Genomic DNA, 26015 nt, shown 5'->3' on the forward strand with positions numbered 1-26015 from the left:
AGGTCTGCTATATGTCATTACTATTGGATCATTCTGGGCGTCGAGTGAGCCTGGCGGCACTGGGTGCATTGCCGGGCTTGATGCCTCTGGCAATTTTGCCGGCTTATCTTGGTGCTCTGGTTAGCCACGGTGGATACTCTGCCAGCGATGCTGGTGTGATCTGTGCCCTGAATTTACTGGGTAATGCTTTAGGGGTTATGTGGGTTTCATGGCGCCCATCTGGCCGTATTGTTCCCATATTGCTCATGGGTTTCTGCCTTGAAGTGATTGCCGATATATTGGCATCAGTTCTTGAGCCCGGTAACGGGCTCCCTTTTTTAAGGCTGATTGCAGGTGTTGGTGGAGGGTTGTTCACTGGCGTTGGCTTTCGAATGATCGCAGCTTCGAATAAAACCGATGCCGGTTTTGGCTTGCTGATTCTTCTGCAGTTTTTATTGGGCGCGCTTCTATTGGATCAATTGCCCCCGCTTGTGGAAGCTTATGGTGTTCGCATCATTTATCTGATCTTTATTGCCTGTGCCTTGTTGAGCACGCTGGCCTTTTTCTTCTTGAGTCTCATTTCAAAAAGCACGAACGTCGAAGGCTCCGATCTTCTGTTCTCTCGGGAAAATACGCAGACAGGTCATCCGCCACGGAAAACGCTCAATAAACTGCAGGCATCACTGGCCTTGTTGGCCATTATCGCGTTTGAAATTTCGGCGTCCGGAGTTTGGGCCTACGCGGAACAGATCGCCAGTGCCTGGAGTATTTCCGTAGAAGACACCGCAGGCGCCCTGGCCTGGGGGGCATTGGCGGGCATTCCGGGATCGTTTCTGGTGGTACTGCAGGGCGATCGATGGGGGCGCTTATTGCCGGTGGTGCTAGCGGTGCTGATAGCCGCCCTGAGTCTGTTTTGGCTCTCGGGTCTGTCCGGGAGCGATTCGGTTTTTCTCATCGCGATGTTGGTCTTTAATTTTTCCTGGGCCTACGTTGTGCCCTATATGCAGGCCGAGCAGGCGACATTAGACGAGACCGGGCAGTTGGCAACGTTCGGTATGTCCGCCGTATTGCTTGCGATCGCCTATGGGCCTTATTTGTTTTCCCTTTTTATTGCCAGCGATGGCCATCAGACGGCGCTAACAGTCTGCCTTGCGCTGTTAATGGCTTGTGTGTTGTTCACGATTCTTCTGGCTTATTTCAAACGCGCATCCGGCGCACAACGGAGTTGACCTTTGAAAACAGTTTTTAGTCCGAGGCACAGCGATCATTGGCTGCGCTATGAATATTCCGGTGGCCAGGCCAAGCCCTGTTTTGAAAAGCCGGATCGTGTTGAGTTTGTAAAACGCGAAATTCTAAATCGTCGGCTTGGCAGCATCCTATTGGCGGAAGAGTTTTCCCTCGATCACTTGTGCGCCGTACACGATGAATCCTATATCCGCTTTTTACAGGAGTGTTGGGCGCAGTGGGTCAAAGAAATGAACCCGGAACTCGATGCAATTGCCACTGTGTTTAATCGCCAGAGCTTTGCGGATCATATTGAACCCAGGAGCATTGAAGCCCGACTCGGCAAGTATTCGGCGGATTTAACGGCCGGGCTCGGCCCCAAGTCCTGGTACGCTATTGAAGCGTCGGCGCATGTTGCCTTGAGCGGCGCGAAACAATTGCTGGGTGGAGAGAAGGCGATGTTCTCGCTTTGCCGACCGGCCGGCCATCATGCCTCGGCCGCACTCATGGCAGGTTACTGTTATGTAAATAATGCCGCCGTTGCTGCCCAGTATTGTCTGGATCAGGGCTGTGACCGGGTGGCCATTCTGGACATCGACTATCATCATGGCAACGGTACCCAATCAATTTTTTACGAGCGCTCTGAGGTTTTCGTGGCCTCGATTCACGCCGACCCGGATCAGGAATACCCTTTTTACGCGGGCAGGGCCGATGAGTGTGGTGCTTTGAAAGGCTTGGGGGCGAATTTAAATATCCCTCTGTCTTTGGGCACAACGGCCTGGCCGGAATACCAGACAGCCTTGCAGCAAAGTATGGATGCCATCGCAAGCTACAAGCCTGATGTCTTAATTGTCTCTCTCGGAGTCGATACCTACGAGGAAGATCCCATTTCCCATTTTCGTTTGAGCTCAGACGACTTTACGAAGATCGGCAAACAATTGGCAGCCCTGGACCTGCCAAGCCTGTTTGTGTTTGAAGGGGGGTACGCTGTGGGGGCAATAGGGGTCAATACCGTCAATGTACTGGAAGCCTACAGCGAGGCAGTTATGCAAAATCCGTCCGTGGTGTCTTTGTGAGTGGATGGAGTGTCCACGTATTTTTATGTGGGACGCTGTCGTGAATGCGGTGATAGGGGAAGTGGCGACACCTTTTTTCTGAAGTTGCCGCCACTACATGAATCTTTAATCCTTATAGCGGTGTATATCCTTTTCGGTACCTGTTCTTTTTGAGGCTTCCGGAAAATGAGCGGCTTCAGAACCCTCTTTAAAGCGATAGTGGAGGCCGGGGCCCTGTTTCATTGTATAGGGCACGGCGTGCTCGCCATCGGTCTCTGCGATTAATTCAAAAATCCGTTTTCTTAACTGCCTGACAATCGCGTTTGATTTGGGGTCCGCAATCAGATTGTGTTGCTCCCGCGGATCGTTTTCCAAATCATAAAGCTCATCGGTATCCCATATTCCATGGTACTGAATGAACTTGTGTGTGGGTGTGCGAATGGCAAACGTGGTTGGGGTATGAGGGAATACCCATTCCCAATAGTATTCATACAGCAATTCATTTCGCCAGTTTGCGGCGCTCTTCCCGTTCAGTTGTTGACTGAAGCTGCGTCCGTGAAATTCCCGATTTACATTGACACCCGCCAAATCCAGAATGGTAGGAGCCAAATCAATATTGGCCACCATATCGTCAACCGTATCTGGTTTTGTCTCGGACAGCGGGCTATAAACGATCAGGGGAACTCGCATGGATTCTTCATAGGCATTTCTCTTATCAATCAAACCATGTTCTCCGAACATGAATCCATTGTCTCCCATAAAGATAATGATGGTGTCCCGATCAAAACCTTTTTCTTTCAGAACCGATCGGATTCTTGCCGTGCTTTCATCTACCGCTGCCATGGCCCGGTGATACTTGCGTTTGTAATCCCTGACATCAAGGTCACTGTGGTAAGGAAATTCCAGCCCGTGCCAGCTGTTCCTCTGATTTTGAACCCACATGGGTTTTTTGGAGTCTTTGCCTTTTGAGCTGTTCGCGCTGACCGGTAATTTGATGTCTACATCTTCGTACAAATCTTTGTGTCTTTCGGCCGGGGTGAAATTATCGTGCACCGCTTTATGGGAGAGAAACAGGAAAAAGTTATCGTCTTTTTTAACGCTTTCCAACCAATCTACCGCGTAGTCGGTCAACTCATCGGTGATGTATCCCTTTTGGGGAACGTGTTTACCGTTGATGTTGAGGGGAGTATTGGGGTCTGGGAGATAATGTCCCTGCCCGGAAAAACTGATCCAGTGTCCGAAGCCAGGCTGGGGATCGTCTTTATGCCTGCCCATATGCCACTTGCCGATAAAAGCGGTTTTATAGCCCGCTGCTTGAAGGTCCTGTGCAAAGAAGCGGGTATCGGGGGCAAAGTCCCTCGCCAGATTATCGACGATACCGTGGGAGTGGGCGTACTTCCCGGTGAGTATCGAAGCTCGACTTGGTGAACACAGTGACGTGGTCACGAAGGCATTTTTAAAATGAACGCCCTCCTGAGCGAGTTGATCCAGGGCGGGGGTGGTGAGCTCAGGGTTCATGAAGCCCAGTTCGTCAAACCTTTGGTCGTCGGTGAGGATGAAGACAAAGTTAGGTCTGCTATCCTGTGATTCCGAAGCCACTACCGGCGGAGCGAGCACGCTGAGCAACCCTATTACGGCCAAAAACAACCTCACCATCTTATATTCTCCCCACTCTATTTTACGTTTATTAATCCCATTATATGGTTGTGTTTGTGTGGGGGCAATATGAAGTTTAGGTTTGCGATAATATTGGGATTGTGTGGATAATTTTGATATATGTTGGATTTATAGGTATTTCGGGCCATTTCTCTATGGTTTGATTTTTGGCCTACATTTCGGGATTCTATTATTAATCCCATTAATTGATTGTTTCTAGGGCGCCAGAAGCGCCCGCCTGTCGTTACTGGGTAAGCAGGGTTAATGCTTTGGAAAGCCCTGAGCAATCGCTCTAAGGAATTCTATGGTTTCCAGTTCCTGGTTAGAGGCTTCGTCATTTGTGGTGCCGTAGCTTGGGTTGGCGGACAATTTGACGATCACGAGATCCCGGCTGGGGTTGATGTAAATAAACTGGTTGTACACGCCAATGGCCATGTATTCGCCTTCCGACGTTTCAGGAATCCACCATTGATAGCCATAGCCCAGCGGGAAGTCCTCATGAATGCCGGGCATCAGGTAGGGGGCGTCGGGTTTGGTGGCCTTTTCAACCCAGTCCTGGGAAACGATGCGTTGCCCTTGCCAGCGGCCTTGTTGGCGATACAGCTCACCGATTTTGGCGTAGTCGCGAGCGGTGGCGTTCAGGCCGCCAAACGCCATTTCCATATCGTAATCATCCACAATCCAGTAGGCATCGGATTCCATGCCCAGTGGGTGCCAGAGTTTATCCTGAACATACTGGGTGATTGAGGTGCCGGTGGCAGCGGTCAATAACATCCCCAGAGCTTGGGTGTCGCCGGAGTTATAACGATTGGCCGTGCCGGGTTCCCATTCGCGTGTCATACCCTGAACGAATTCGTCCATCGAACCACCCAGTGCCATCACTTTGCCGAGGCGCATAACGTCAGAGTCGGGGTTGGCGTAATCCTCACTCCAGGCGGCTCCGGAGGACATCTGCAGCACGTCTTTGATTTTCACCCCATCATAGGCCGAGCCTTTGAGCGAAGGCACATAGTCCGTCATGGGTTTGTGAATATCGATCAGCTGTTCATCAACGGCGATACCGATGGCGGTGGCGATGACACTTTTCGCTACCGACATAGACAGCCAGTTAACATCACGACCTCCACTCAAACGGTAGCGTTCAAATCGAACCTCGCCACTGGCAATCACCAGCAGGGCGGCGGTATCGGTTTCACTCAGAAACGCTTCGCTATTAACGGTTTCTCCACCAAAGGAAAATTGTTGGGGCAGCTGAATCGGTTTGCCTTCCGGGAACTGGAAAGGCTTGGCGGCCGCCGTCATCGTCGTCACGGGCATAAACTCGGCGACACGGCTGAATTTATGGTGCTGCTTTTCGCCATTGAACAAGCTGGTTGCAAAGCTGGCACGTTCGAATTTGTCCATGTACATCCACCCAAGGATCCCAGCGATGGCTGCTATGGCCAGGCCTATCATTAGTTTTTTCATCATCTGTCTACACTCAAATTGGATTACAGGGCCTTGAAGCCCAGGTGTTCAAGCAGGGGAATTCAGCTTATCAAAGCCCTAAGATGCGTATTTATGCGGAGTTCCGAAGAATTTATGGGCGTTGCCTTAAGCAACAAGGGCCGCTTCAGTCCTGATCCAGGTGCTGACTAAGGGAGTTCTTTTGAAAGTGCTTGGGTGTCATGCCGGTAAAGCGCTTGAATGCCGACGTAAAATTACTGGGATGCTCATAGCCAATCTCCAGAGCCACCTGGGTAATGTTCAGTTTGCGTTCGGACAATAACTGCTGCGCATGCTGCATTCTGAGATTCAAAACGTAATCGCTCATGGTGCAACCATAAATGATCTTGAAGCAGGACGTCAGTCGACTTTTGCCCAGCCCCAATTGCTTGACCATATCCGGCAGGGTTGGTGGCTCGCGCCACTCGGTGCTCAACAGATCAGCTGCTTTGGACACGATGCCAATCTCTTTTTCAGTCACCTGGGAAAACTTGCGGCGGGATTCCTCATTGAGGATGTTGCGCATGGCGAGGCAGGCGATCTCCACGGTTTTGGCCTGCAAAAAAGGTCGACTCCAAACCGGATCATTAACGCCCTCAAGAAGAATGTACAAGGCCCGGGTCAGGTCGTTGCTCATGGAAAAGGATTCGTTCACCCAATGGGTGCCGGCAATCGCCTGTTCAATACAATTGGGCAACTGATCGATACTTAAGTCAAAAGGGTCCTGGACAAACACTTCGGGATCACAAATCAACATGACCAGCAGGTAACGATCACAGCTTTTTGAAAATTCCCGAAGGTCCATATCATCAACGTTATAGGCAACGATCAGTTGCCCTTCATTGAGCGTGCTTGATGCGATGCCGTCCAGGCTGATTTCGCTGTTGCCTCGCAGCTTGCAGGTGAGCATGAGTTTTTTCCCGGGCATGGACACCCGTGCTTCACCTTCGCTGACTTCCCGCAAGTCCAGAATACGCACCATGATGCCGGCTTGAAACTGAAACAATATCTCGTTGCCCGTTTCGCCCTTACCTTCATGGCGAATCGACAATCGATCCGATTGAAAGCGGAATCGCTTCAAATCGGTAAAGGGGAGGTTGAGATATTCTTCTGCCATGTGTCGGTTTGATCTGTGCATAGCTTTATGAAAAGCGGGTGTCAGGCCACTCTATCAAGATTCCCTGAAGAGGCCAAACCGTTGTCTTCTTGAAACAGGATTTCCGGAAACGCGCATAATTATTACGGAATTGTGCATAAGAATGCGGGCTAGTGCTATGCGTGGGGTGACGCTTGCCAAAGTGTGTTGATAGACATACTCTGCCACGGAGGCTTGTTGCACAGACCGGGAGATCGCATGTCCAAAGGAATCAGTTTCTGCCTGATCATTGTCGGCTTGATTAACATTGTGCCGGTGTTGGGGGTGTTGTCCGTTGAGAATCTGGAGGAGGCCTATGGTATTGCTCTGGCCTCTAATGATTTAGCCATTCTCATGCGTCATCGTGCACTGCTGTTCGGCATTCTCGGTGGATTTGTGCTCTATTCGGCGTTCACACAAGCTTTCCAGACGGCGGCTATGATCATGGCCGGGGTGAGCATGATCGGATTCGCTGTTTTGGTGAACAGTGTCGAAGGCGTTAACGAATCGATCAATAAGGTCTTACTGATCGATTATGCGGGCATCGGTTTTTGGGTGCTGGCGGTGTGTCTTAAGTTGTTGTCGGCAAAAAATTCTCAAACTTCTTGAAGGATTACAGGGTTGCCTCTGGGAATGGTTATATCCAATTCCCCGAAGAGGTGTTCTTGCCATCCTTCTTGGATTCATACAGATAGCGGTCTGCCGCGCTGATGATATCGTCCAGGCTGAATTCGCTCCGGTTCTTTAATATGGAGTAGCCAATAGAACAGGTCAGCGATAGAGGATTGCCTTCAAAGGTGAAATCTTTACTGGCGATCTGACAGCGAATGCGTTCACAGAGGGCTTTTAATGCCGGTACGGGAATGTCCTCGCAAATAATGACAAATTCATCGCCACCCCATCTCACCAATGTGTCGGAAGGCCGAATAATATCGTTGATCACTTTGACCAATTCAACCAGCACATAATCGCCCGCTGAGTGCCCAAGCGAATCGTTAATGGGTTTGAAATTATCACAGTCAATCATAATGGCGGCGACTGAGTTGTTGGAGCTTTCCGGAATTCGACTCAAACGACTATTGATAGCCGCGGCCTGCTCGATCAGATAACCGCGGCGGTAGGCCCCGGTGAGTTGATCACGCAAAGACAAATCCAGCTTCACTTGCGTGAGTTTGGATTTGTAATAGAAGATAGCCAGCAATGTACTCAGAAACAATCCAATACCCATGAAAATCGACACCTGACTTTGAATGCGTTTTTCCGCTTTGCTGAGTTGCAATTCCTTCGCCAGGGATTTCTTTTCGAGCATAAGAATTTTGGATTGCTCTCTCTGTGCTCGAAGGGAATGCTCGATGGACGTGGTTAACTCATAGATTCGACGGTCGCTCACATCTTTGTCGGTGTTAACCGCTTCCTTCAGGTGTTCGAAAGCGAGGCGCTTTTGGCCTTTACGTTCATAGATCTCACTGAGCAGAAAATTAAGATCTCGTTCCAACTGGGAGTGCTCAATTTTTCTGGAGAGGGAAAGCCCGGTGCTTGCGATCTCCAAAGCTTTATCGAGCTTGTTGGTAATTAAATAGAGATTGGTTTGTTCACGGTATATTTGGACCAGCACTGGCTTGTAGTTTTGCTTCAAGGCTGTCTCGGCGGCTTTATCGAGATAGAAAGCCGATTTTTCGTAATCATTGAGATGCAGATAGCTCACGCCGAGCATGCGATTGATATGCCCAACGGCCCTGGGGGAGGGGGACTTTTTATACAGCTCCTGCGCACTCAGCAAGCGGTTCAGGGATTCCTGGGGATCGTAGCGGCTGGGGTCCTGCAGGCGATTGGTGGCGGAATTCAGCAGAATTCTGGCCTCGTAACGAATATCACCAAGCTCGCGGAATATCTCGATGGCTTTATCAAAGGAATCTTCAGACAGCTCAATTAAACCCGTTTCCAGATAGGTGACCCCCATCATGGCATAGGACTTACCGATATAGAGTTGGTGGTTTTGTTCAAGGCTGATGTCGACTAATTGCTTTGCCAGGGGCAATACATTCAGAAATTCCCCTAGCCTGGCTGTGGATATTGCCTTGGATTCCAGATAGACCATCTGGACCTCAGGCGTCGAGAGCTTCTTTGAATATACCTCGGATTGCTTGAGGCAGACCTTGGCCTTATCAACATCACCAAGGTAGGCGTGAATTCGACCGCAATAGACGTAATACAGAGCGCTGTCATCCGCGCTGGAGCGCTCATTGACGGTGCTACCGAGCTGCTCAATCAGGGATTGGGCCTTGTCGAGATCTTTAAAATCCAGTTCTTTGATCTGTTCTATGATGTGTTTGCTTGATGGGCTTACTACTTGGTGGGGCGGCTTCGCCCCGACACTCCCTGTGCCGGAAAGTAATATCAAACTCAAAAGCAGAGCTAGGTTTTTGTACATATAAGCAACGGTCTGTAAGGTTTCTCGGTCGGCGGCTTATTAGGGAGCATCTAATAGCTAACAGCGATTACATAGCATAACGATTAGTATAGAAGGTTCTGATCAGAAGCCCACATTTCATTATTCGCTGATATTCCTCCGTCCTATTGCCGTCATGGCGCGGATAAATAGTCCAGTCTTATCGGATTATCAATTAATTTTGTGCGGTCTTTCCCTGTGTCGGCGCCTGAACCATAAGAGGATTCCGACGAATGGCAGGATGATAATTATCTTGCCGAAAACCCGTTTTCCCATCAAAAAAACGAGCTTGGAGAAGTGAGTCATCTTTGCGTATTTGTTTGCCGGCTGATCATTATTTGTTCCAGTGGCCATCAGTTTTGAGTGAAACAGCGCGAATACTGTCGCTTTCGGCCCCGGCTTTTAACAAATGATAATTTCTGATTTTATTTGACTTATTTGGACTAACAATAAATTTAAAAACGTATGATTTGAGTTTTTGAGTCAAAACTTCTCATTTGTTAAACAATTTCTTGGCCCTTTTATTCATCCCTGAGTCATAATCCCCGCCGATAATGTCGCACCCGGTGATTTGATGAGTCACCCATGTGACTGCATCAGATTACGGTGAAAATTTTCAACATTCAGTAAATGATTATTTTCAAAAAAGACAAAGAAATAGGAAGGCGGAAAACGTGCAAAACCTAAAGCTTAATCGTTGGCAACAGAAATTGGTGGCATTCCTGTTGTTCTTCTGCTGCATGAACGTTCGAACATTTGCCAGTGCCTCGGTCGAGGATGTCCATAACATTGCGGATATTTGCACCAGTGTGCAAACGGTTCTTAAAGATTACGCGCTTGTTGGAATGGGCGTTCAATATGATGACCCGGCTGAGCATCTGAAGAAAACCATCAAGAAAATCGATAATGATTTTGCGGCGCTGAAAAAAGAGCATCATCTTGGTCCTGAGATTGATGCCCTGGTTATTGAAAAAGAAAAAACCTGGAAAAAGATTCGTGAGGTTGTCCTTGCAAAGCCACGGCAGGATGCCGTTCTGGATTTACACCTGACAATCGAGAAGTTTGACAAGGAGTGTTGGGAAATCGCAGAAATGATCGCCAAAGAAACACATATTGAGGGCGAACATTATGTGATTGTTGCATCGGAGCTTGGCATGGAAGTACAGCGTTTGGCGGCCCTGTATATGATGCGCGCCTGGGATGTATCCAATCCGCATTATTTTGAGGAAGTAGAAAACATCCTTGAAGAATTTGAGAAGTACTATCACGAGCTGACCGAGAAGGCTTATCCAAAATATCTCAACGATGCGACTAAAGCAAAGTTGGACAAAATCGAAAAATCCTTCCTGGTCTTTGAACATATGGCCGCGAGCAAGTCTGGCCGCTTTGTGCCGGCCCTTGGGCAACGTTCTGCAACTCGCCTTATTGGTCAAATTGATGACGTTATCAAAGACGTTATTGCTGCTATTGAGAAGAAGTAAAAATGTTTAATTCAACACTGAAGTTATCTAACCGTTTGCCAAACGCTTTACTTTCACTGCTGCTTGCCGTGGTGTGTGTATTGCCAGTAGCGAAGGCCAAAGCGGCAAATCTGGAAACCCTGACGGCGGCTGAAGATATCGGCATCCTGAGTCAGAGTATCGTTAAAAATTACTTTTACCTGGGTGAAAACCTAAACGCTTCACGTTCCAGCCAAAAGCTGAAAGAGCATATCCAGACCATTGATGCCAGTCTGGCAACGCTAAAGAGTTCCAGCGTAGCGGCAAAAATCGAAGATGACTTGATGTTTATTGAGGTAATCTGGGCAGATTTAAAAGATACGCTTGCCCAGGAGTACACCCGTGATACCGGTCTTCTTGTGGTTGATATGGGAGAAGTACTGCTTGAAGGTTCAGAGAATATCGCCAATGCGCTGTATGACAACGATATTCAGAAAAGCGGCATGATCGATATTATCGAGCATCAACGCTATCTGATCGAACGTATGGCCAAGTTGTACATCATTTCCATTGCCGGCTTTAAAGATTTTAACGTCGTAAAGCAAACCAACAATACCGTGCAAACCTTTGATGAAGGCCTGGCTAAAATCGAGTCAAACAGCTACCCCGAGCAGGTATCGAAAAAAGTCGAAAGACTTCGCAAACGCTGGGATTCTTCAAGAACCTTCTACTTGAATGTTCAAGAGGGTGATCTTCCAAGAACAATTTTCTTCAATACCGAAATGATCGAACGTCTGCTGGAAGATATTTTCGACCATCATAAGTAATTCTCTTTTCTTATATACCTATTCAAAATGGGTATATGTCTCTGGCGGGGTGCTTGATGAGCACCCCGATTTCGCAGTACTTGGGCGTTTCGCCTGCATCTTGGCTTCCTGACATTTTACGCTTTTCAATGGGCATTCTTTCTCTTGCCCTGTAAAAGCTGCACTGGCCCCCGGCTTGATTGAAAATCATTCGTATTCATCGTATGCTCGCCGGATTAATGTGTTCTAACCCCTTTAATTCTCTGCTTATCAACTCATTTAAGCCTACTGTGAAAACGACTGCTGTACGCGCCTTGTTCTTGAAATATGGCCAGGAAATTGAAGCCTTTCTGACTCGTAAGCTTTCCTGCCCGCACAGTGCTGCGGACCTTACTCAGGAAGTGTTTTTACGCGTGTTGCGCAGTGGTACTAATATTCAGACCGACGTTCAAAACACTCGCGCTTATCTGTATAAAATCGCAGTGAACCTAGCAATTAATCATCAGAGTCGTGAACAGCGTTTACCGATGGTCGACGTTGATGAAGACAGTGTTCCCGAGTCTGTCGATAATCGCAATCCAGAACGCATCACCAGTGACAAGCAGCGCTTACAGAGAATGAGTGATGCCTTGCTGGAGCTATCACCTCTGAGTCAGAAGGTGTTTGTTCTGGTACGTATCCGGGGAATGAAGCAACTTGAAGTGGCGCGTGTTCTGGGGATACACATTACAACCGTGGAAAAAAACCTGGCCAAAGCCGTGCGCCATTGTTACGAGCGCAGTCTGGAACCGACCGAACAATGAAAAATGGTCGGGTTTTTATGTTTATGGCGCTCTTATGTAGGCAGAAGGGTGAAAAACACACGCAGAAAACGGATTGGTGCAGGTCGTCGGTAGGGGTCCGCAGTAGACCCTGCCACAATCCCTGAAGGAAGAGATTAGCCTTGAGTAAGAATGCAGATAGAGCCACCCAGTTGCAGGCGATGGAACTGTGGGCTCAATTACAGAGTGCTGAATTGAGTCAGTCGGAACAACAAGAGTTGTTGAAGTGGCCTGAGCAGTCCGCTGAGCATCGGCTCGCTTGGCAGCAGGCCCAGAACAGTTGGGAATTAATGGGGCAAATTGACGTAGACGCCCTTGGTGTCGGGAAGACAGATGAGCCCCCGATAACGCTTTCCTCTACAGCGGCAGCATCCCCCGAACGCTCCGCGTTCAACACTTGGTCGACCCGTTGGGTTGCTATGGCGGCTACGGTTTTGTTCTGCGCCTTAGGTCTATTGCTTTTCCCCGACTTTATGGGCGATAAGCGAACAGCCGATAGACTGGTTGAGCACACCGTTGAAGAACCCACCGTTGAACGCTATCGCAATGATCGCCGCTCGAAATACCAGCTGACTCTGGCTGACGGTTCCGTGAGCTTTTTGAACATCAATACCGAAATTGAGGTGAGTTACAGCGATACCTACCGCCGCGTGGAGTTGTTGCGTGGTGAGGCTTATTTTCAGGTGGCCAAAGATGCCGAGCGTCCCTTCACTGTCGGTGCAGGAAGCACCTCAGCGACCGCTGTTGGTACCGCATTTGTGGTGCGCCGGCACAATGAAAAAGAAACCTTGGTGGTTGTGACGGAAGGACAGGTTGAGGTGGCTGAAGCCGAGGGTGCGGACAAGGTCTTGCTGGAGGCTGACCAATCGGTAGTGTCCCAATCCAGGCAGCCGATGGAAGTTCAAAACGTTGTGGCGACCCATCTGGCCGCCTGGCATCAGGGTGCCTTGATCTTTGATGATGCGCCACTTTCCCAAGTCCTGGCCGAGATAGACCGTTACACAGCTTATGACATTGAGACTGATTTTTCCGGGTGGGAGGAAAAGCGGCTCAGTGGAACTCTGTTTATTGAGAGCCTGGACCAGGAAATCAGTGCGTTGGTAAACAGCTTTCATCTCCAGGTGGTCAGTAACGGTAATGGTCGATTGGTGTTGGCTCCACCGGCATTGCTCCGGCCAAACTGATCGAATTCCCTATATTTCAGCCTGGTATTGGGCGATTTCAGGAACTTTTAAAAATTTTAAAAAAATGGTCGGGTTTTTTAAATCAGTCAGATCTTATGTCGTATCGGGAATGATGTCCTGCCCATAAGATATGAGAGTAAAAGGCTGTTTTGACCATGCAACGTTTTAAAAAAACCACTTTAGGATTCCTTGTCGCAGCCATTGCGGCGGGCGCAAGCAGTAATTCACTGGCTCAGACGTCACCGTCTACGGCCGCCAATGCGCCTCAAGCCAGTGCCGATCAAATGTTTGACGTTGATCTTCCCGCTGGCAGCCTGACCCAGGCAATCACAGCCTTATCGTTGCAAAGTCGAGTACAGATTCTTATGGACAGCGATTTGGTTCGCAATATTGAGGTGCCAGCGTTGAAAGGGCGCTATACCCTCGAGCAGGCTCTGCAGCGTTTGTTGAAGGGCACCGCACTGGTGCCACGTCGTTCCGGCCCGACAGCGTTTACATTGGAAACGGTGAATGAAATGCCTGAAAACGTCGTCATGGAAGAGGTGGTTGTTATTGGTACTGATGGCAGCCGATACCAGACCAGTGCCGGCTTATCGCTGACCGGCTTGCCGCTGGATTACCTGGAATTGCCTCGTGTGGTTGAAGTGATCTCTGAGCAGTTGATTCTCGACCAGAAAGTGACCGAGTTGGAAGAGGTCTTGCGTAACGTTCCCGGAATCAGTCTGTCCGATGGTTTTGGTGGCAGTAATAACGACTACTTAATTCGCGGTTTTCGTCGAAGTGCAGTTTATCAGGATGGTATTCGTTCCCGCCCGAGCCTGAGGGTGAATACGACCAATGCTGAGAGCGTCAAGGTGATCAAAGGCCCTGCCTCTATTACTTATGGTCAGGTTGAACCGGGTGGTCTGGTCGATATCGTTACCAAAAAGCCCTTGTCTGAACGACGAGTGTATACCGAGATGCGTGTCGGTTCTTTCGACAATCGCCATTTTCTCGTTGATGTTTCTGTACCCGTAAACAAGAGTTTTGCGTTTCGTTTGAATGCTTCGACTCAAGATAATGACTCTTTTCGGGATTTCTTTTCAATCGAGCGTGATGCCCTGGCTTTAACTACGGCCTATCAATGGTCAGATTCAACAAAGCTAACGGCGTCATATGAATATCGAGATGAGTTTCGTTCTTTTGATCGAGGCACTGTGACGGTACCGACACCCAATGGCCGGGAAATTATCAACCGGGTGTTTAATATTCCCATTGAGCGCCGCTTCGGTGAACCTTTTGAAAAAATTGATACCGAATATCAGTACGGCACTCTGGGTTTAGAGCACGATATCAATTCAAAATGGAGCATGAATCTTGGCCTGGCCTTTGAAAAGTTCAAGTCGGATGACCTGCAAGCCAGGCCGCGCGCGCTTATTATACTGGATGAGTCAGCGCCAGTTTCGAATGGATTTTTTACCGGTGTTCCGCAGTTTGAATCTGTTGTTGATGAAGCAACGGATCAAGTGTTTTTGGCTCGACGCACCGACGGCAGTATCGATCGCGAGGTTGAAGCTCTGCAATTCAATGCGCGTCTCAACGGCGAGCTGAACCTTGCCGGTATGCGTCATCGTGTGGCTTTTGGTCTTGACTATCAAGAACAGGAAGGCTCGCGCTTTTTCAATGCCACCGCGACCAGCAATGGTGTGCCGGTAGCGCTTGGTGGGAATGGTCCATTGTTTGACCTGAAAAATCCAGTTTATGGCAATTTGCCATCGACCTTGTCTTCTGAAGGCCGCCCTCTGATTGAAGATGAAAACAACGATATAGGTTTGTATATAAATGATTATATTGACCTTAGCGAACGCTGGGGGCTGTTGATGGGGGTGCGCTATGACAGTATCGATGTTGACGGAGATGGCCCTGCGAAATCAGAAACGGAACTGTCACCACAGCTGGGCCTGACATACCGCCTGAACAATTCCATGGCACTGTTCGCAAGCTACGCTGAAGCCTTTGAGCCGAATACGGCTTTTGTCATTTCTCCCGACGGCAGTTCGTCCAGTACAGAAGTGTACGATCCTGAAGATTCACGCCAATATGAGCTGGGGTTCAAGGCCCAGTGGTTTGAAGGACGCTTAAACAGCACGGCATCCATTTACAGCATTGAAAAAAATAATGTATTGACCATCGTTGGTGACGAAGTTCAACTGATTAAGGGGCAGGAATCACAGGGCTTCGAGTTGAGTCTTAGCGGTCAGCCTACCCCGGGTATGAATATCTCGGCTGGCTATGCTTACACTGATGCTGAAATCAAAAGTGGCGCCAATGTCGGGAAGCGTCCGCGTAATGTGGCTGAGCATACTTTCAACGTCTGGAGCAGTTATGAATTCTACCAGGGTTCTCTGCAAGGCTTGGGCGCTGGGATTGGTGCCTTCTACATGGGTGACCGTTATGGTGACAATGCCAATAGCTGGAATCTGGGCAACTACACAACGGTAGATGCATCCGTTTGGTATAACCTGGCCGTAAAAAGTTTTTCTGCCGATGGTTTGTTACGCTTTCAATTGTCAGCAAAAAATATTTTCGATAAAGAATACTATGCTGCCAGTGGTGGCGACTTGAGGGTAACCATTGGAACACCTCGTAGTCTGTTCGCATCGGTTTCAGCAACGTTCTAAAGTCGGCCAAGGGCTTTGCCAGCCCTCGGCCTGCAGAACGTTGGGAAGATATTCTCCTCCCTGTAGGTTTGAGAGAGGCCGGTGGGTCGCTCTCTTTTTTTAATTTTGACACTCTGTTGATCGTGAACCGTTAGCCTGAACTTCCAAGAAATGGCTCTATATAAAACCAATAAACTGGCTCGCAAGTGATTAGAAAAGCCTCATGTTCTCAGTAAAGAAAAATAAAAGTAATAAGCGTCGTTTGTATCAATTGCATGCCAGTTTTGGATTTCATCTGGCTGCATTGTTGTCGCTGGTACTGATCACCGGCACAATTGCGGTAGTGTCCGATGAAATTGATTGGTTGTTTTTACCCCAACTTCGCGCCAGTGAGGGTGAACAGAAGCAAAGTTGGGGGGCTATGGAACTGGCCATTAAGCAACACGCACCGGGGCACGCTTTGGTCCGTCTGGAGACAGGTGAAGGTGATTATCTGAACTATCGCGCAAGTATGTTGGACCTTGAGGGTAAACGCTACTATCTGTACATAGACCCGCATACTGCCGCAGTCACAGGCCGAACAGGTACCTTAACCGTTCAACGATTCTTTCGTGATTTGCATCGTTATTTGTTTATGCCGGGTATTATTGGCTTACCGGTAGTTTGCAGTTTAGCTCTTGTTCTGGCGCTGATGATGTATACCGGCCTGGCGACGTCTCGCCCGTGGACAAAAAAGGCGACTCGCCTGCGTTTTCAGGGTGACTCGCGAATCAGTGTCAGTGATGGGCATAAAGTTATTGGCATTTGGGGCAGTTGGTTTTTACTGTTGATGATCCTCACCAGCGTTTGGTATCTGGCCGAATGGGGTGGGCTTATTGCTGGCAAGCGCTTTGAGCCTCAACGACCTGGCCTGAGTAAAGAGCGCGTTGAACAATTGGGTACACAGATCGTTGATCTCAACGCGGATGCATTGATCGCAGCAGCCAGGCAGGCTTATCCGCAATTGCAGCCCACGGAAATTCAGTTTGCCCGAACGCCTAAATCGTCTGTTATTGTTCTTGGCCATACCGATGACTGGCTCGTCCGCAGTCGTGCAAACCGAGTGTTTCTGGATCCCGTAAGCGCTGAAGTCATCAAGGTTCAACGCTCCACCGAACTGGGCGCGGTTGCTTATCTCAATGAAATGGCTGACCCCTGGCATTTCGGTTCTTTCGCCAGTTTCACCAGTAAGTTGATCTGGTTTTTATTTGGTGTTGGTCTGAGTTTTCTGTCCTTGAGTGGGGTTTGGCTGTATTGGAAACGTGTGCGGTCCATGGCCCCGAGTAAGGCCCAATACTATACGTTGGGCTTGGTCGCCTTAACGTTTGTGATTGGCTTTTTCTATGTGCGCCTTCACTTGAGCACTCCGGGATTTCCGCGCTCCAGTGAATTGCCCACGCTTCGACAGGAAGGAATACAGGCTCGTTTGTTGTTGGAAACCGACTCCAGTGGTCAGTACAGCGGGAATGCGCTATTGCGTATCAATGCTTCAGTTGGCCGCCCTAATATCAAAACCGCTGAGTTTGCCTTGCTTGGTTTAGAGGGCAAGACGTTCACTGCCCGAGCGCGCGGTGCACGTCATATTGTGTGGTACGAGCAGGCATTGGATGCTGAATCACTGGTTCTAGCCTCGGGAATCCAAGTCAATGTGAAACGCGAAGGGCGTTCAGATCTGATCTTTGAGTGGCCAATAAAGAGATAGATCACTGTCTGTTTCTTTTCATCCCTTTGTTTCTCTTTCTTCTAATCTCTGCCCGGTCTTCAGCCCAGGTGCCGCCTATAGCATTCAACGAACTGGTTAGGGACCCCAAAAAGAATTGGATTTAACGTGCAAGTAATCAGCTTTGAGATAGATCGCGAAAACCCCAGGTTTCGGCAGGCTTCCTGAAAATATTGCCTTAGTGGCGCGATTTACCGAATTAGTACTGGATCGAAACCCAGACGTCGATACATTACGGGAGTACATTGTCGATCAATGGGGCGCAAAAGGTGTGATAGAGATTGCCTAGGGCATCAGCTCCAGTCGAGTTTACCCCGCACTCAAGTACACATTGGGATACGGAAAAGCGTGTCAGCGGCTCAACATATGAAGGAAGCAGGAGATAGGTATGCGCAGCAAAATTATTTATTGCATCGCCATTTTTCTTGGCGTGAGCACCTTCGCCAACGGTGTTTTTATGATAGTTGCCCCGGAATCCTGGTACTGGGTGGTGCCCGGAGTGCCAGACCGAGGCCCTTTTAATCAACACTTTGTTCGCGATATCGGTATTAATTATGCGCTAATCGGCGTGTCTTTTATTTGCGGTGCGGTGTACCGCAAATACCGTTCGCTGCTTTGGCTGTTTCCAACGGCTTGGTTGGCCGGTCACGCCGTCTTCCATGTGTGGGAAGTGTTTGTTGGTATTTGCGGACCGGAATCGCTAATCGAAGATTTTGCCGGTGTGACGCTGCCGGCATTGTTGGCGATGGGCATTGTCTATATGAGTTACAGGGCTGAGCCTGGTGAATAGGATTTTTTGGGTTTTGTTGTTCCTGAGCTTTGGTTTGTTTCTGGGAATTTCGCTCAGTTTTATCGAAACGAATCATGATAGGCGGCCTGGAATCGAATGGCTTGGCAATCCTCGTTCGATAACTCACTTTCAACTTGAATCAGAAGGTGGCACCTTCGATAAGCAATCCCTGAAAGGGCAGTGGACCATTGCTCTTTTTGGTTTTCTTCATTGCCCAGATGTTTGTCCTACCAGCCTGTCTGAACTGGCCAGGGTATCCGAACGCCTGCGAGAAATGCCCACTAAAGACCCAGTGGCATTTGTTTTTGTGTCGGTAGACCCCGAGCGAGACAGTTATTCTGAAGTCGCGCAATACGCAAGGTTCTTCGATGCCAATATTCTGGGTGTGACGGGAAGCGCACGAAACCTAAAGAGTTTCGCCAATGATTTAGGGGTTCAGTTTAAAGTGAATCCCGGTGAGAAAAACTACACCGTTGCTCACTCAGTGACGTTTTCAATAGTTGATCCAAATGGTGCGTTAAGCGGTCGCTTTCGTCCCGGCTTTGATTTGGATACACTCGTGAAAGATTTCACAAACCGACAAGCTGATTTTCTGTAAAAATTACTTCTGCATTACTATGCGACAGCTTTAGTTACGTCCGTGTTTAAAGACGTTTTGATTAAACATTGTTGTCTGCAAATTGATCATCATGTTTGCAAAATCAACGTTCCTCATCGCCAAAATTGAATCTTTGGACGACAGCCAAAATCCAGCACCGGATGTGAATTGGGAAATGATGGAAGAGCGCTGGCAATCCAGCACATGGCGTTCTCAAAGCAATCAGGCTTTGGAAGCGCAGAGTACCATCATTGGCATTACGTCATCGAACTGGCGAATGCGTGTAATTCTGGAACTCAGTAACCCTCCATTGAGCAGCGTTTTAAACAGCTGCTATGGTCTTACCGACAATATCAATAATAGCGATGGTATGGTGGTTTCAGATGAAAGCTACAATCGATCGGTATCTACGCCGCTTATCCACGACAGTAACCGTCGTTTTACACGGCGTATTGATAACGGTACAGTGAACTCCGGTACGCAGGATGATTGCACGATTAAGACCGGTGAACAGATTGAGTTTGTGCGGTCGAGTAAATAATTTTTTGTTCTCTATTCGGACTATCTGCGGCGAGTATAAGACGATCGGAAACAAGGGTCGAAACAAGGACTGAAACGGAATGTTGGGGATGTTCAAATCAAAACCCATATTGTCAGAAGAAGACAGGGCGTTTCAGGTGGCCACTTTTAAATGGCTGCTTAAACACTTTGGGGGGAAAGATTTTTACGTTGATACAAAATTGATACTGCCCACAAACGAGTTTTTCCCTTCCAAAGTGGGTAGTGCTCAAGAGGCCGCCATAGAAACTTTTCATGCGGTAAAAAAGCATGCAGGCATGGAAGAGTGGCCTTGTCGACTGGAAGCTCAGGAAGAAGATGTCAATCCCCGCTTGGGCTCAGCGGTCATTGTTCAAAACGCGCCGCTCACCCCAATGGGAACCTTTCAGGAAAAGGAGAATGAGGAGGTTGTTATTACCTACAATCCAGCGCTTCTTAATCAGCCAAGCCAACTGGTGGCCACTTTTGCACATGAGTTGTCGCATTACCTGACAGGTTCGTGCTCTGAAGAACCGCCAGGAGGCTGGGAAAACTGGGAGTTTGCGACGGATATTACGGCCACCTTTATCGGTTTTGGGGTGTTTATGGCGAACACGGCGTTCGGTTTTCATCAGTATTCAGGTCCTGATTCAATGGGGTGGCAGTCGAGTCGCAATGGGTATATGACTGAAGCGGAACACGTTTTTTCATTGGCGATCTTTCTGGGCTTGAAAGATATTTCCGTGGAAACGGTGTCGCCTCATCTGAAAAAGAACTTGAATAAACTGCTTAAAAAGGCGTCAAAAGAAATATCAAACGGTGATTTGATCGAAGAATTGAAAGCCGTTGAATATAGGCCACCTGAACCTAACACTGAGGTTTAGCTCTAGTCGCCGACAGCTCTGGCTTCATCGGTAACAATGTAAGCCCCCATGCCAAACAGGATCGAACCGGAAACGCGTTCCTGTATTCTCTGCGCGCGTTCATTCTTAAGTAAGTAATTTGACACTTTGCTCGACAGCACGGCTACCGCTATGTCACATGGAATGGCAGACAGCGTAACAATAAGGCCAAGAATGAGCAGTTGCAGGGATATCGGGCCTGACTCCGGCACGACAAACTGTGGCAACAAGGCAATGAAAAACAAAGCCGTTTTGGGGTTAGTCACTTCGACAATAATGCTTTCTCTGAATACTGAGATCAGAGGCTTCCTTTTGACAGGCTCAACAAGGCACCCATCGCCATCCGGACTTTCTTCTGTCTTATTCTGCCAGTAGCTGATTCCGAGATAGATCAGGTAGGCGGCACCGGCGAGTTTCACGGCGGTATACAGGGTTGGGGAGTGTTCAAAGACGGCGGACAAACCGAGCACGGTAGCCATCACATGAACCATGCTGCCGACGGCCAGACCCATTCCTGCGACGATGCCGCCCTTGGTACCCTGAGCAATTGCCCGAGCGACAACGTACAAGTTGGAGGGGCCGGGAGATATATTCATCAATAAGGCCGCCAGGGTAAATGCGATAAGTATCTCTGTGGATGGCATGTTTGATCCTCTATTCGGTCACTCTTTTCAGGACTGCCTGACAGTGTAGCATTATAAAAGCGTGTATTATCCTATGAGAATAGCCGTGGTAGGAGTCTTGGCAGGCTGATTGTCATTCGTTTGTTTTTCGAGCGCGAGCGGAGTGCCAGCTGAAATAGCAAGCTCAATGACTGTTGAAGCGTCGGTTTTCGGTGGAGCACACAAGAGAATAAGGGAGTAAACCGTTTTGATTACCGGTGAATGTTTTTGCGGTGAAGTACGTTACGAGATTAACGGGCGTTTATCCGATGCACGTTCGTGTCATTGTTCACGGTGTCGGAAGGCATTCAGTGCCCAGGCTTCTGCGTATGCTGTGGTAAACCCTGACGAATTTAGCTGGCTCAGCGGTGAGGAAAACCTCAGTTCCTACATTGGTGAACTGGGTTACGGATTTCAGTTCTGTTCAAGATGCGGCTCTACATTGGTAGGAATTGTGGATGGCGAAGTGCACGGGGTGACGTTGGGGTGTGTTAATGGCGATCCAGAGATTGAAATTTCCCGCCATATCTTTGTTGGATCTAAAGCTTCCTGGGAAAAAATTCCGGAAGGTGTTCCGCAGTATGAAGCTGCACCGCCACTGGGCGATGAGCAAAATAGCGAAAGGACTTAAAAAGAAAGCGTCCTTTCTTTCCCGTCAAACAAGCGGGACTGAGCAGTCGTTGTTCAGTCCCGGCTTTTTCAGTTGCCAGTTAATGGCATTTAGTCTTCTACAATCCACCATGGGCGGTCGGTGACACCTTCGAACTCCATATTCGTGCCGCAGTGGATACCGCCACCGCCATTACCTCGAAAGTAGATCTGCCCAATGGGGGCAAAGTGAATGTTGTAGCCCAAAGGCGCAAGCGCTGCTCGCGCGGCTTCTTTAAAGGGATCTATGCCATTAATGAGCCTGGCTTCAGGGTCTGGAACATAAAGGTCGCTGCCGACCGCTTGCATATTAACAACGTTTGCGTGGTAGCTGCTTCCCGTCGATGTGTACAACATAGGTACATCAACAAAGTCGTCATCTGTCAGGCCCACTTCCTGTTTCAGTGTTTCTTTGATCTGGTTGATAACATGGGTTTGTATCGCCATATTATTCTCTGTGTAGCGATCATCAATTTCCAGAGCTTTCTCCGGAGAGGCGATCGCTATAACCCACTTTCTGTCGTTCGGACCCGCGTTGAGATTCGGTAAAATTTTAAAAATTTCGTCGATATGCCCAACGGTCAACCAGGCCGAAGGCAAAACAATGGGATCGCCTTGAACCTCTTGGGAAGAGAAGAAGTCGGTAATATCGCTGTGGAAGTCTCGACTCTTATCAACACCGCTATTGGTTTGTACCGGAAGATCAGGAGAAATACTGCCACCAATAACCAAGCGGCCGAATGGATAGTCTTTGCCATTGTGACTATACGGTGGGATGACCTCCAGATTCCCGCCTGAATTAATTTTCTTGCTCGAAGCGTCGGTAAAATCCAGATAGCCGCGCTCGGCATTCAACTTGCCAAACCAGTAGTTCGAGCCGCTTGGCAATCGAGAGTCAATCGCTGTTGTCTTTAACCCTTTGGGGGTTGGCTTTTGGGAATAGCCAAATTGACCCGCGTCCTGTGCCCATATCGAAGGGGCTGGGGTGCGCATCAGATTAATCCCCGGGTCGAGGTTTTCATCGATAGTATTGTAAAGGTCGACCACACCATCATAGGCATCGGGATCAGAAATATACAACGCGCCGGGTGTCTGCAGAACATGGGAAAACAGAATTGGAGCGCCTCGCAATGCCACTTCATCCTGTGAAATGACCTGAGAACCACGGATCACCTTAAACACCATTTTGACATGGCCATTGAAGCCGGGGTGCCGACCAAACAGGCTATCAACATAAATGGTATTGTCCTGGTTTTTGATGATATCGACTGGAAACGCCACACTCAGCGTGTTTCCGGATCTTTGCATGACCTCACCCAGAGATATCCAACGATTCTGTTGCTCATAACGGTAGAAGAATCGGGGCTCCTGGGCGGAAGGGTCGCCTTGGAATCGATGATTGTTCGCTGGAATCGCGTCGACATCGTAGGTGATTTCCAGTTGCGGCTTGTCGCCGCTTTGCAAATTGCTGATTTGCTTCAGCACTACTTTGGCCATATCGGAAAGATCGTCGTCGCCATTTGGCAGATCGTCGCGACCATCGGCAACGCCATCTCCATCGTCATCGTTCAGATTCGGACCAAAGGTCGCACCCGAACCGCTACTCCAGGTACCTTCTCCAAAATTATCATCCGGATTGACATGGCCATCACGGTTGGCGTCCGTCACCAGGTTGGCAATGGGTTGTCCGTTTTCTGTGTAGGGCTGAAGTGTCACCTCATTGGAGGGCTCAGAACTGACGTCAATGTGATTTTCAGTATTGATAGCACTGGCAGACACTTGATAATGGTAGCGTTCTCCGGGCAATGCTGAGCGATCGACATAGTAGGTATCTTCGGGGATGGTGCTGCTTGCCAATAGAGAAAACTGATCGTCACCATCTTGTCGGCGCAGGATGTGGTAGCCGGTAATGTTTGTGGTCCTGATCTGAGGATCACTGAGGGTCGGCGCTTGCCAATCAAGAACGACCTGACCATCAAGATAATCTACGCGAACGGTGTTTGGTGCAGGAATCTGCTGGGATGCAGTGACGACGAGTTGGGGGGCATGTGTATTTTCGATACTGTGAAAGTTCACGCCGTTACCGCGACCGTTATTCGGATCTTCAATAATCAGGGAAAGCTGATCAGTATTAAGTCCTTTGAGCAATTGGGTAAGATCAATGTCAATCCAGTTATTGCTTTGTTCAGGATTCAGATTGATGGAAACGCTTCCGGCGTCTTCGTTTGCCAGCGGTGCAGTGTTCCAGCTCAAATCCCCATACCAATTCGATAGGCCGGGAGACACTTTGATTGTGAGGTTTTTATGAACTTTCTGGGCATAGAGCTGAAGAATGACTTGTTCGGCATTCTCGATATCCTGTCCACTCACATCAAAGCTCAGGTATGACTTCCGATCGTAATCAATATTGTGCGAATTCTTAACGATAAGAGTGTTTTGATGAGAATAGTCTTCGTTAGCGTATTGACCTCCGCGTGTATACCCATCTGCAATGGGCGTGATCGATTCCGCAGAAGCACTGTGCACAGCGAAAACCAGAGGCAATACTGTCAGCTTTTCAAACCATAAGGACTTGGGTTGAGACATAAAACATATTTCCTGATTCAGACTTTTTACGATGTTCATTGGCGATACGAACATTCTGTTGGCGCGAAGCCAAATTTGGCAAAGGTGACAAATAAACAGCGAGCAAGATGCACGATGCCCTGAGTGTTGTGTGCCAATATAATGATTGTTGCGACTACATAGGCCTGAAAGAAGCAGCCTATCGCTGTTGAATTATTATTTTTGGAGAGATCAAAAATAGATTTTTAGACAGCGGGGCGTACGTTAGGAAAAAACTTTACGCATAACAATGTCAATTTAATAAAGCGTGATAGCTTGTGCTGAATCAGCGTTAAATTGTTCACAGATGTATTCGGAATGAGTTCATGAAATGCGAAAAACCAGAAAGAAAGGTATGGTTTTTTATAAAGGGAAGTCCAATTTTAGTGTTTAAAAGTTTCACAGTGAAAGTAATGGGAGATAAATGCATGGGGCTCATAAACGAATGTATGAACCCCGGTTTGAATATCGCCTTACTCGCTGACTTCAAGCTCATAAGTCTGGCTTCGATAACTCAGCTTGTTTTCCCCGCGTATCTCTCTGGGTGATTTGGAAAACCAGCGCTGGCAGCTGCGGCTGAGTGCGGCTTGATCGCGATAGCCGACCAGACTGGCGATTTTCCCGAAGGGAATATCGGTATTGGATAGATAATACGTGACTCGCTCTCTTCGAACTTTGTCACGAATGCTGTCGTAACTACAGTTTTCCATACCGAGTTTACGTTGCAGAGTTTTTGGGTGAATACCTAGGTGTTTTGCAATGCTGGCTCGTGTGCAGGTTTCCGCTTCAAGAAGCTCACGCAGTTTTTCTTCAACTAAAACGGAGAGAGGTTTTTCCTGGCCTGGATAATGTTCGAGTATATGTTGAAAAGCAAAACGATGCAGTTTCTTGCTGTGCAAAGGCAATAAGGCATCGTAGTCCTTTTGAGAAAAATGCCAAGCAATACTCTCCGTATTGAAGTGAATTTCGGTGTTACAGTATTCCTTGTATTTCAAAACGGACAGGAGGGGTTCGTGAGGCACCTCGATCTTGAGTATTTCGAAAGCTTCACCTGTCAGTTGTTGGCCGATCTTCAGCCCGGCTGTAATCGCCAGGTCGGTAGCTTGAGGCATATCCCGATGAGAAAAATTAGGAAGGCTAATGTTGGCCAGCACCTTCACATGTTCGGGATGACTGTCATCCACATCGAAATGTATCGCCGGGCTTAAAACATGCACAAAGCGGGCAATACACTGTATTGCTTCATCCAGGTTTTTAGCGGTTTGAATGGCCACAGATGTAGGGCCAAGCAAATCGATTGTCTGCAGAGACCCCAGGCGGAGACCAAAATCAGGCGTTTTCAGACATTTGGCGGTCAGCTCCAGAAGCTCGGCAAACTGTGAAAAAAGGATTGTGGTGTCATCACTGTCAAATACCTGAATCGGAATGTTGCAACGCTTTGCGAATTCCTCGGGGTTACCGCCTAAGCTAACAACAAGTTCACGGTACCCATTAAAACTACCCATTCGTATGGTTTGGCCCATAGTACATCTATTCCATCTATTTCGGGCGCCAATTTATTTATGTGTCCTTATAAGAAAAATGCGCGCGTTTTTTTGTCCAAGTGCGTGCCGTCTTCGAGTTAAGCGGGAGTAAAAAGCAGT

The 26015-nt window shown here is 48.5% G+C and carries 21 protein-coding genes; 14 read left to right on the forward strand and 7 right to left on the reverse strand.

Features of this window, described 5'->3' with window-relative positions:
* The first annotated feature begins 11 nt into the window (after positions 1 to 11).
* Together G8768_RS07625 and G8768_RS07630 are read left to right on the forward strand one after the other, a co-directional pair.
* Positions 12 to 1208: an MFS transporter gene (locus tag G8768_RS07625; protein WP_166849005.1), complete on the forward strand. Its 1197-nt coding sequence runs from the start codon at positions 12 to 14 to the stop codon at positions 1206 to 1208.
* 3 nt (positions 1209 to 1211) lie between these two features.
* Positions 1212 to 2279 carry a histone deacetylase family protein gene (locus tag G8768_RS07630; protein ID WP_166849003.1) on the forward strand — a complete coding sequence of 356 codons (1068 nt, stop codon included), beginning with the start codon at positions 1212 to 1214 and terminating at the stop codon, positions 2277 to 2279.
* A 105-nt stretch (positions 2280 to 2384) separates the two neighbouring features.
* Here the strand turns inward: G8768_RS07630 and G8768_RS07635 are convergent, their stop codons facing one another.
* The 3 genes from G8768_RS07635 to G8768_RS07645 all read right to left on the reverse strand — a co-directional run bounded on the left by G8768_RS07635 (position 2385) and on the right by G8768_RS07645 (position 6516).
* Positions 2385 to 3914: a sulfatase family protein gene (locus tag G8768_RS07635; protein WP_166849001.1), complete on the reverse strand. Its 1530-nt coding sequence runs from the start codon at positions 3912 to 3914 to the stop codon at positions 2385 to 2387.
* A 261-nt stretch (positions 3915 to 4175) separates the two neighbouring features.
* A complete protein-coding gene (locus tag G8768_RS07640) occupies positions 4176 to 5318 on the reverse strand; it encodes a serine hydrolase domain-containing protein (RefSeq protein ID WP_243749374.1) in 1143 nt (380 codons plus the stop codon).
* A 208-nt stretch (positions 5319 to 5526) separates the two neighbouring features.
* Positions 5527 to 6516, reverse strand: a complete 990-nt coding sequence (locus G8768_RS07645; RefSeq protein ID WP_166848995.1) for a helix-turn-helix transcriptional regulator — start codon at positions 6514 to 6516, stop codon at positions 5527 to 5529.
* 237 nt (positions 6517 to 6753) lie between these two features.
* Between G8768_RS07645 and G8768_RS07650 the strand changes: the two genes are divergently transcribed.
* Positions 6754 to 7143, forward strand: a complete 390-nt coding sequence (locus tag G8768_RS07650) for a phosphopantetheine adenylyltransferase (RefSeq protein ID WP_166848992.1) — start codon at positions 6754 to 6756, stop codon at positions 7141 to 7143.
* Positions 7144 to 7171: 28 nt separating this feature from the next.
* Here G8768_RS07650 and G8768_RS07655 read toward each other — a convergent pair whose 3' ends face one another.
* A complete protein-coding gene (locus G8768_RS07655) occupies positions 7172 to 8965 on the reverse strand; it encodes a tetratricopeptide repeat-containing diguanylate cyclase (protein ID WP_166848989.1) in 1794 nt (597 codons plus the stop codon).
* 605 nt (positions 8966 to 9570) lie between these two features.
* Here G8768_RS07655 and G8768_RS07660 point away from each other — a divergent pair.
* The 10 genes from G8768_RS07660 to G8768_RS07705 all read left to right on the forward strand — a co-directional run bounded on the left by G8768_RS07660 (position 9571) and on the right by G8768_RS07705 (position 20440).
* Positions 9571 to 10464, forward strand: coding sequence for a hypothetical protein (locus G8768_RS07660; protein ID WP_166848969.1), 894 nt, complete (start codon positions 9571 to 9573; stop codon positions 10462 to 10464).
* A gap of 2 nt (positions 10465 to 10466) precedes the next feature.
* Positions 10467 to 11249, forward strand: a complete 783-nt coding sequence (locus G8768_RS07665; RefSeq protein ID WP_166848966.1) for a hypothetical protein — start codon at positions 10467 to 10469, stop codon at positions 11247 to 11249.
* Positions 11250 to 11518: 269 nt separating this feature from the next.
* Complete coding sequence (locus tag G8768_RS07670; RefSeq protein ID WP_166848963.1) at positions 11519 to 12031, forward strand: sigma-70 family RNA polymerase sigma factor; 513 nt, start codon at positions 11519 to 11521, stop codon at positions 12029 to 12031.
* A gap of 140 nt (positions 12032 to 12171) precedes the next feature.
* Positions 12172 to 13233: a FecR family protein gene (locus tag G8768_RS07675; RefSeq protein ID WP_166848960.1), complete on the forward strand. Its 1062-nt coding sequence runs from the start codon at positions 12172 to 12174 to the stop codon at positions 13231 to 13233.
* Positions 13234 to 13388: 155 nt separating this feature from the next.
* Positions 13389 to 15893, forward strand: coding sequence for a TonB-dependent siderophore receptor (locus G8768_RS07680; protein ID WP_166848957.1), 2505 nt, complete (start codon positions 13389 to 13391; stop codon positions 15891 to 15893).
* A gap of 202 nt (positions 15894 to 16095) precedes the next feature.
* Positions 16096 to 17613 carry a PepSY-associated TM helix domain-containing protein gene (locus G8768_RS07685; RefSeq protein WP_166848955.1) on the forward strand — a complete coding sequence of 506 codons (1518 nt, stop codon included), beginning with the start codon at positions 16096 to 16098 and terminating at the stop codon, positions 17611 to 17613.
* Between the two features lie 406 nt (positions 17614 to 18019).
* Positions 18020 to 18421: a hypothetical protein gene (locus G8768_RS07690; protein ID WP_166848952.1), complete on the forward strand. Its 402-nt coding sequence runs from the start codon at positions 18020 to 18022 to the stop codon at positions 18419 to 18421.
* Positions 18414 to 19019 carry an SCO family protein gene (locus G8768_RS07695; RefSeq protein WP_166848949.1) on the forward strand — a complete coding sequence of 202 codons (606 nt, stop codon included), beginning with the start codon at positions 18414 to 18416 and terminating at the stop codon, positions 19017 to 19019. Before G8768_RS07690 ends, G8768_RS07695 begins: the two co-directional genes overlap by 8 nt.
* 91 nt (positions 19020 to 19110) lie before the next feature.
* A complete protein-coding gene (locus G8768_RS07700) occupies positions 19111 to 19560 on the forward strand; it encodes a hypothetical protein (RefSeq protein WP_166848946.1) in 450 nt (149 codons plus the stop codon).
* A gap of 88 nt (positions 19561 to 19648) precedes the next feature.
* A complete protein-coding gene (locus G8768_RS07705; RefSeq protein WP_166848943.1) occupies positions 19649 to 20440 on the forward strand; it encodes a hypothetical protein in 792 nt (263 codons plus the stop codon).
* A gap of 2 nt (positions 20441 to 20442) precedes the next feature.
* Here the strand turns inward: G8768_RS07705 and G8768_RS07710 are convergent, their stop codons facing one another.
* Entirely contained in the window at positions 20443 to 21102 is a 660-nt protein-coding gene (locus G8768_RS07710) for a LysE family translocator (RefSeq protein ID WP_166848940.1), read from the reverse strand.
* Positions 21103 to 21328: 226 nt separating this feature from the next.
* On the opposite strand from G8768_RS07710, the gene G8768_RS07715 reads away from it, so the two are divergent.
* A complete protein-coding gene (locus tag G8768_RS07715) occupies positions 21329 to 21751 on the forward strand; it encodes a GFA family protein (protein WP_166848937.1) in 423 nt (140 codons plus the stop codon).
* Positions 21752 to 21840: 89 nt separating this feature from the next.
* Here G8768_RS07715 and G8768_RS07720 read toward each other — a convergent pair whose 3' ends face one another.
* Complete coding sequence (locus G8768_RS07720; protein ID WP_166848935.1) at positions 21841 to 24354, reverse strand: protein-arginine deiminase family protein; 2514 nt, start codon at positions 24352 to 24354, stop codon at positions 21841 to 21843.
* Between the two features lie 491 nt (positions 24355 to 24845).
* A complete protein-coding gene (locus G8768_RS07725; RefSeq protein ID WP_166848933.1) occupies positions 24846 to 25895 on the reverse strand; it encodes an AraC family transcriptional regulator in 1050 nt (349 codons plus the stop codon).
* Positions 25896 to 26015 lie beyond the last annotated feature (120 nt).

Source organism: Pseudoteredinibacter isoporae, assembly GCF_011602085.1.
Taxonomy (GTDB): domain Bacteria; phylum Pseudomonadota; class Gammaproteobacteria; order Pseudomonadales; family Cellvibrionaceae; genus Pseudoteredinibacter; species Pseudoteredinibacter isoporae.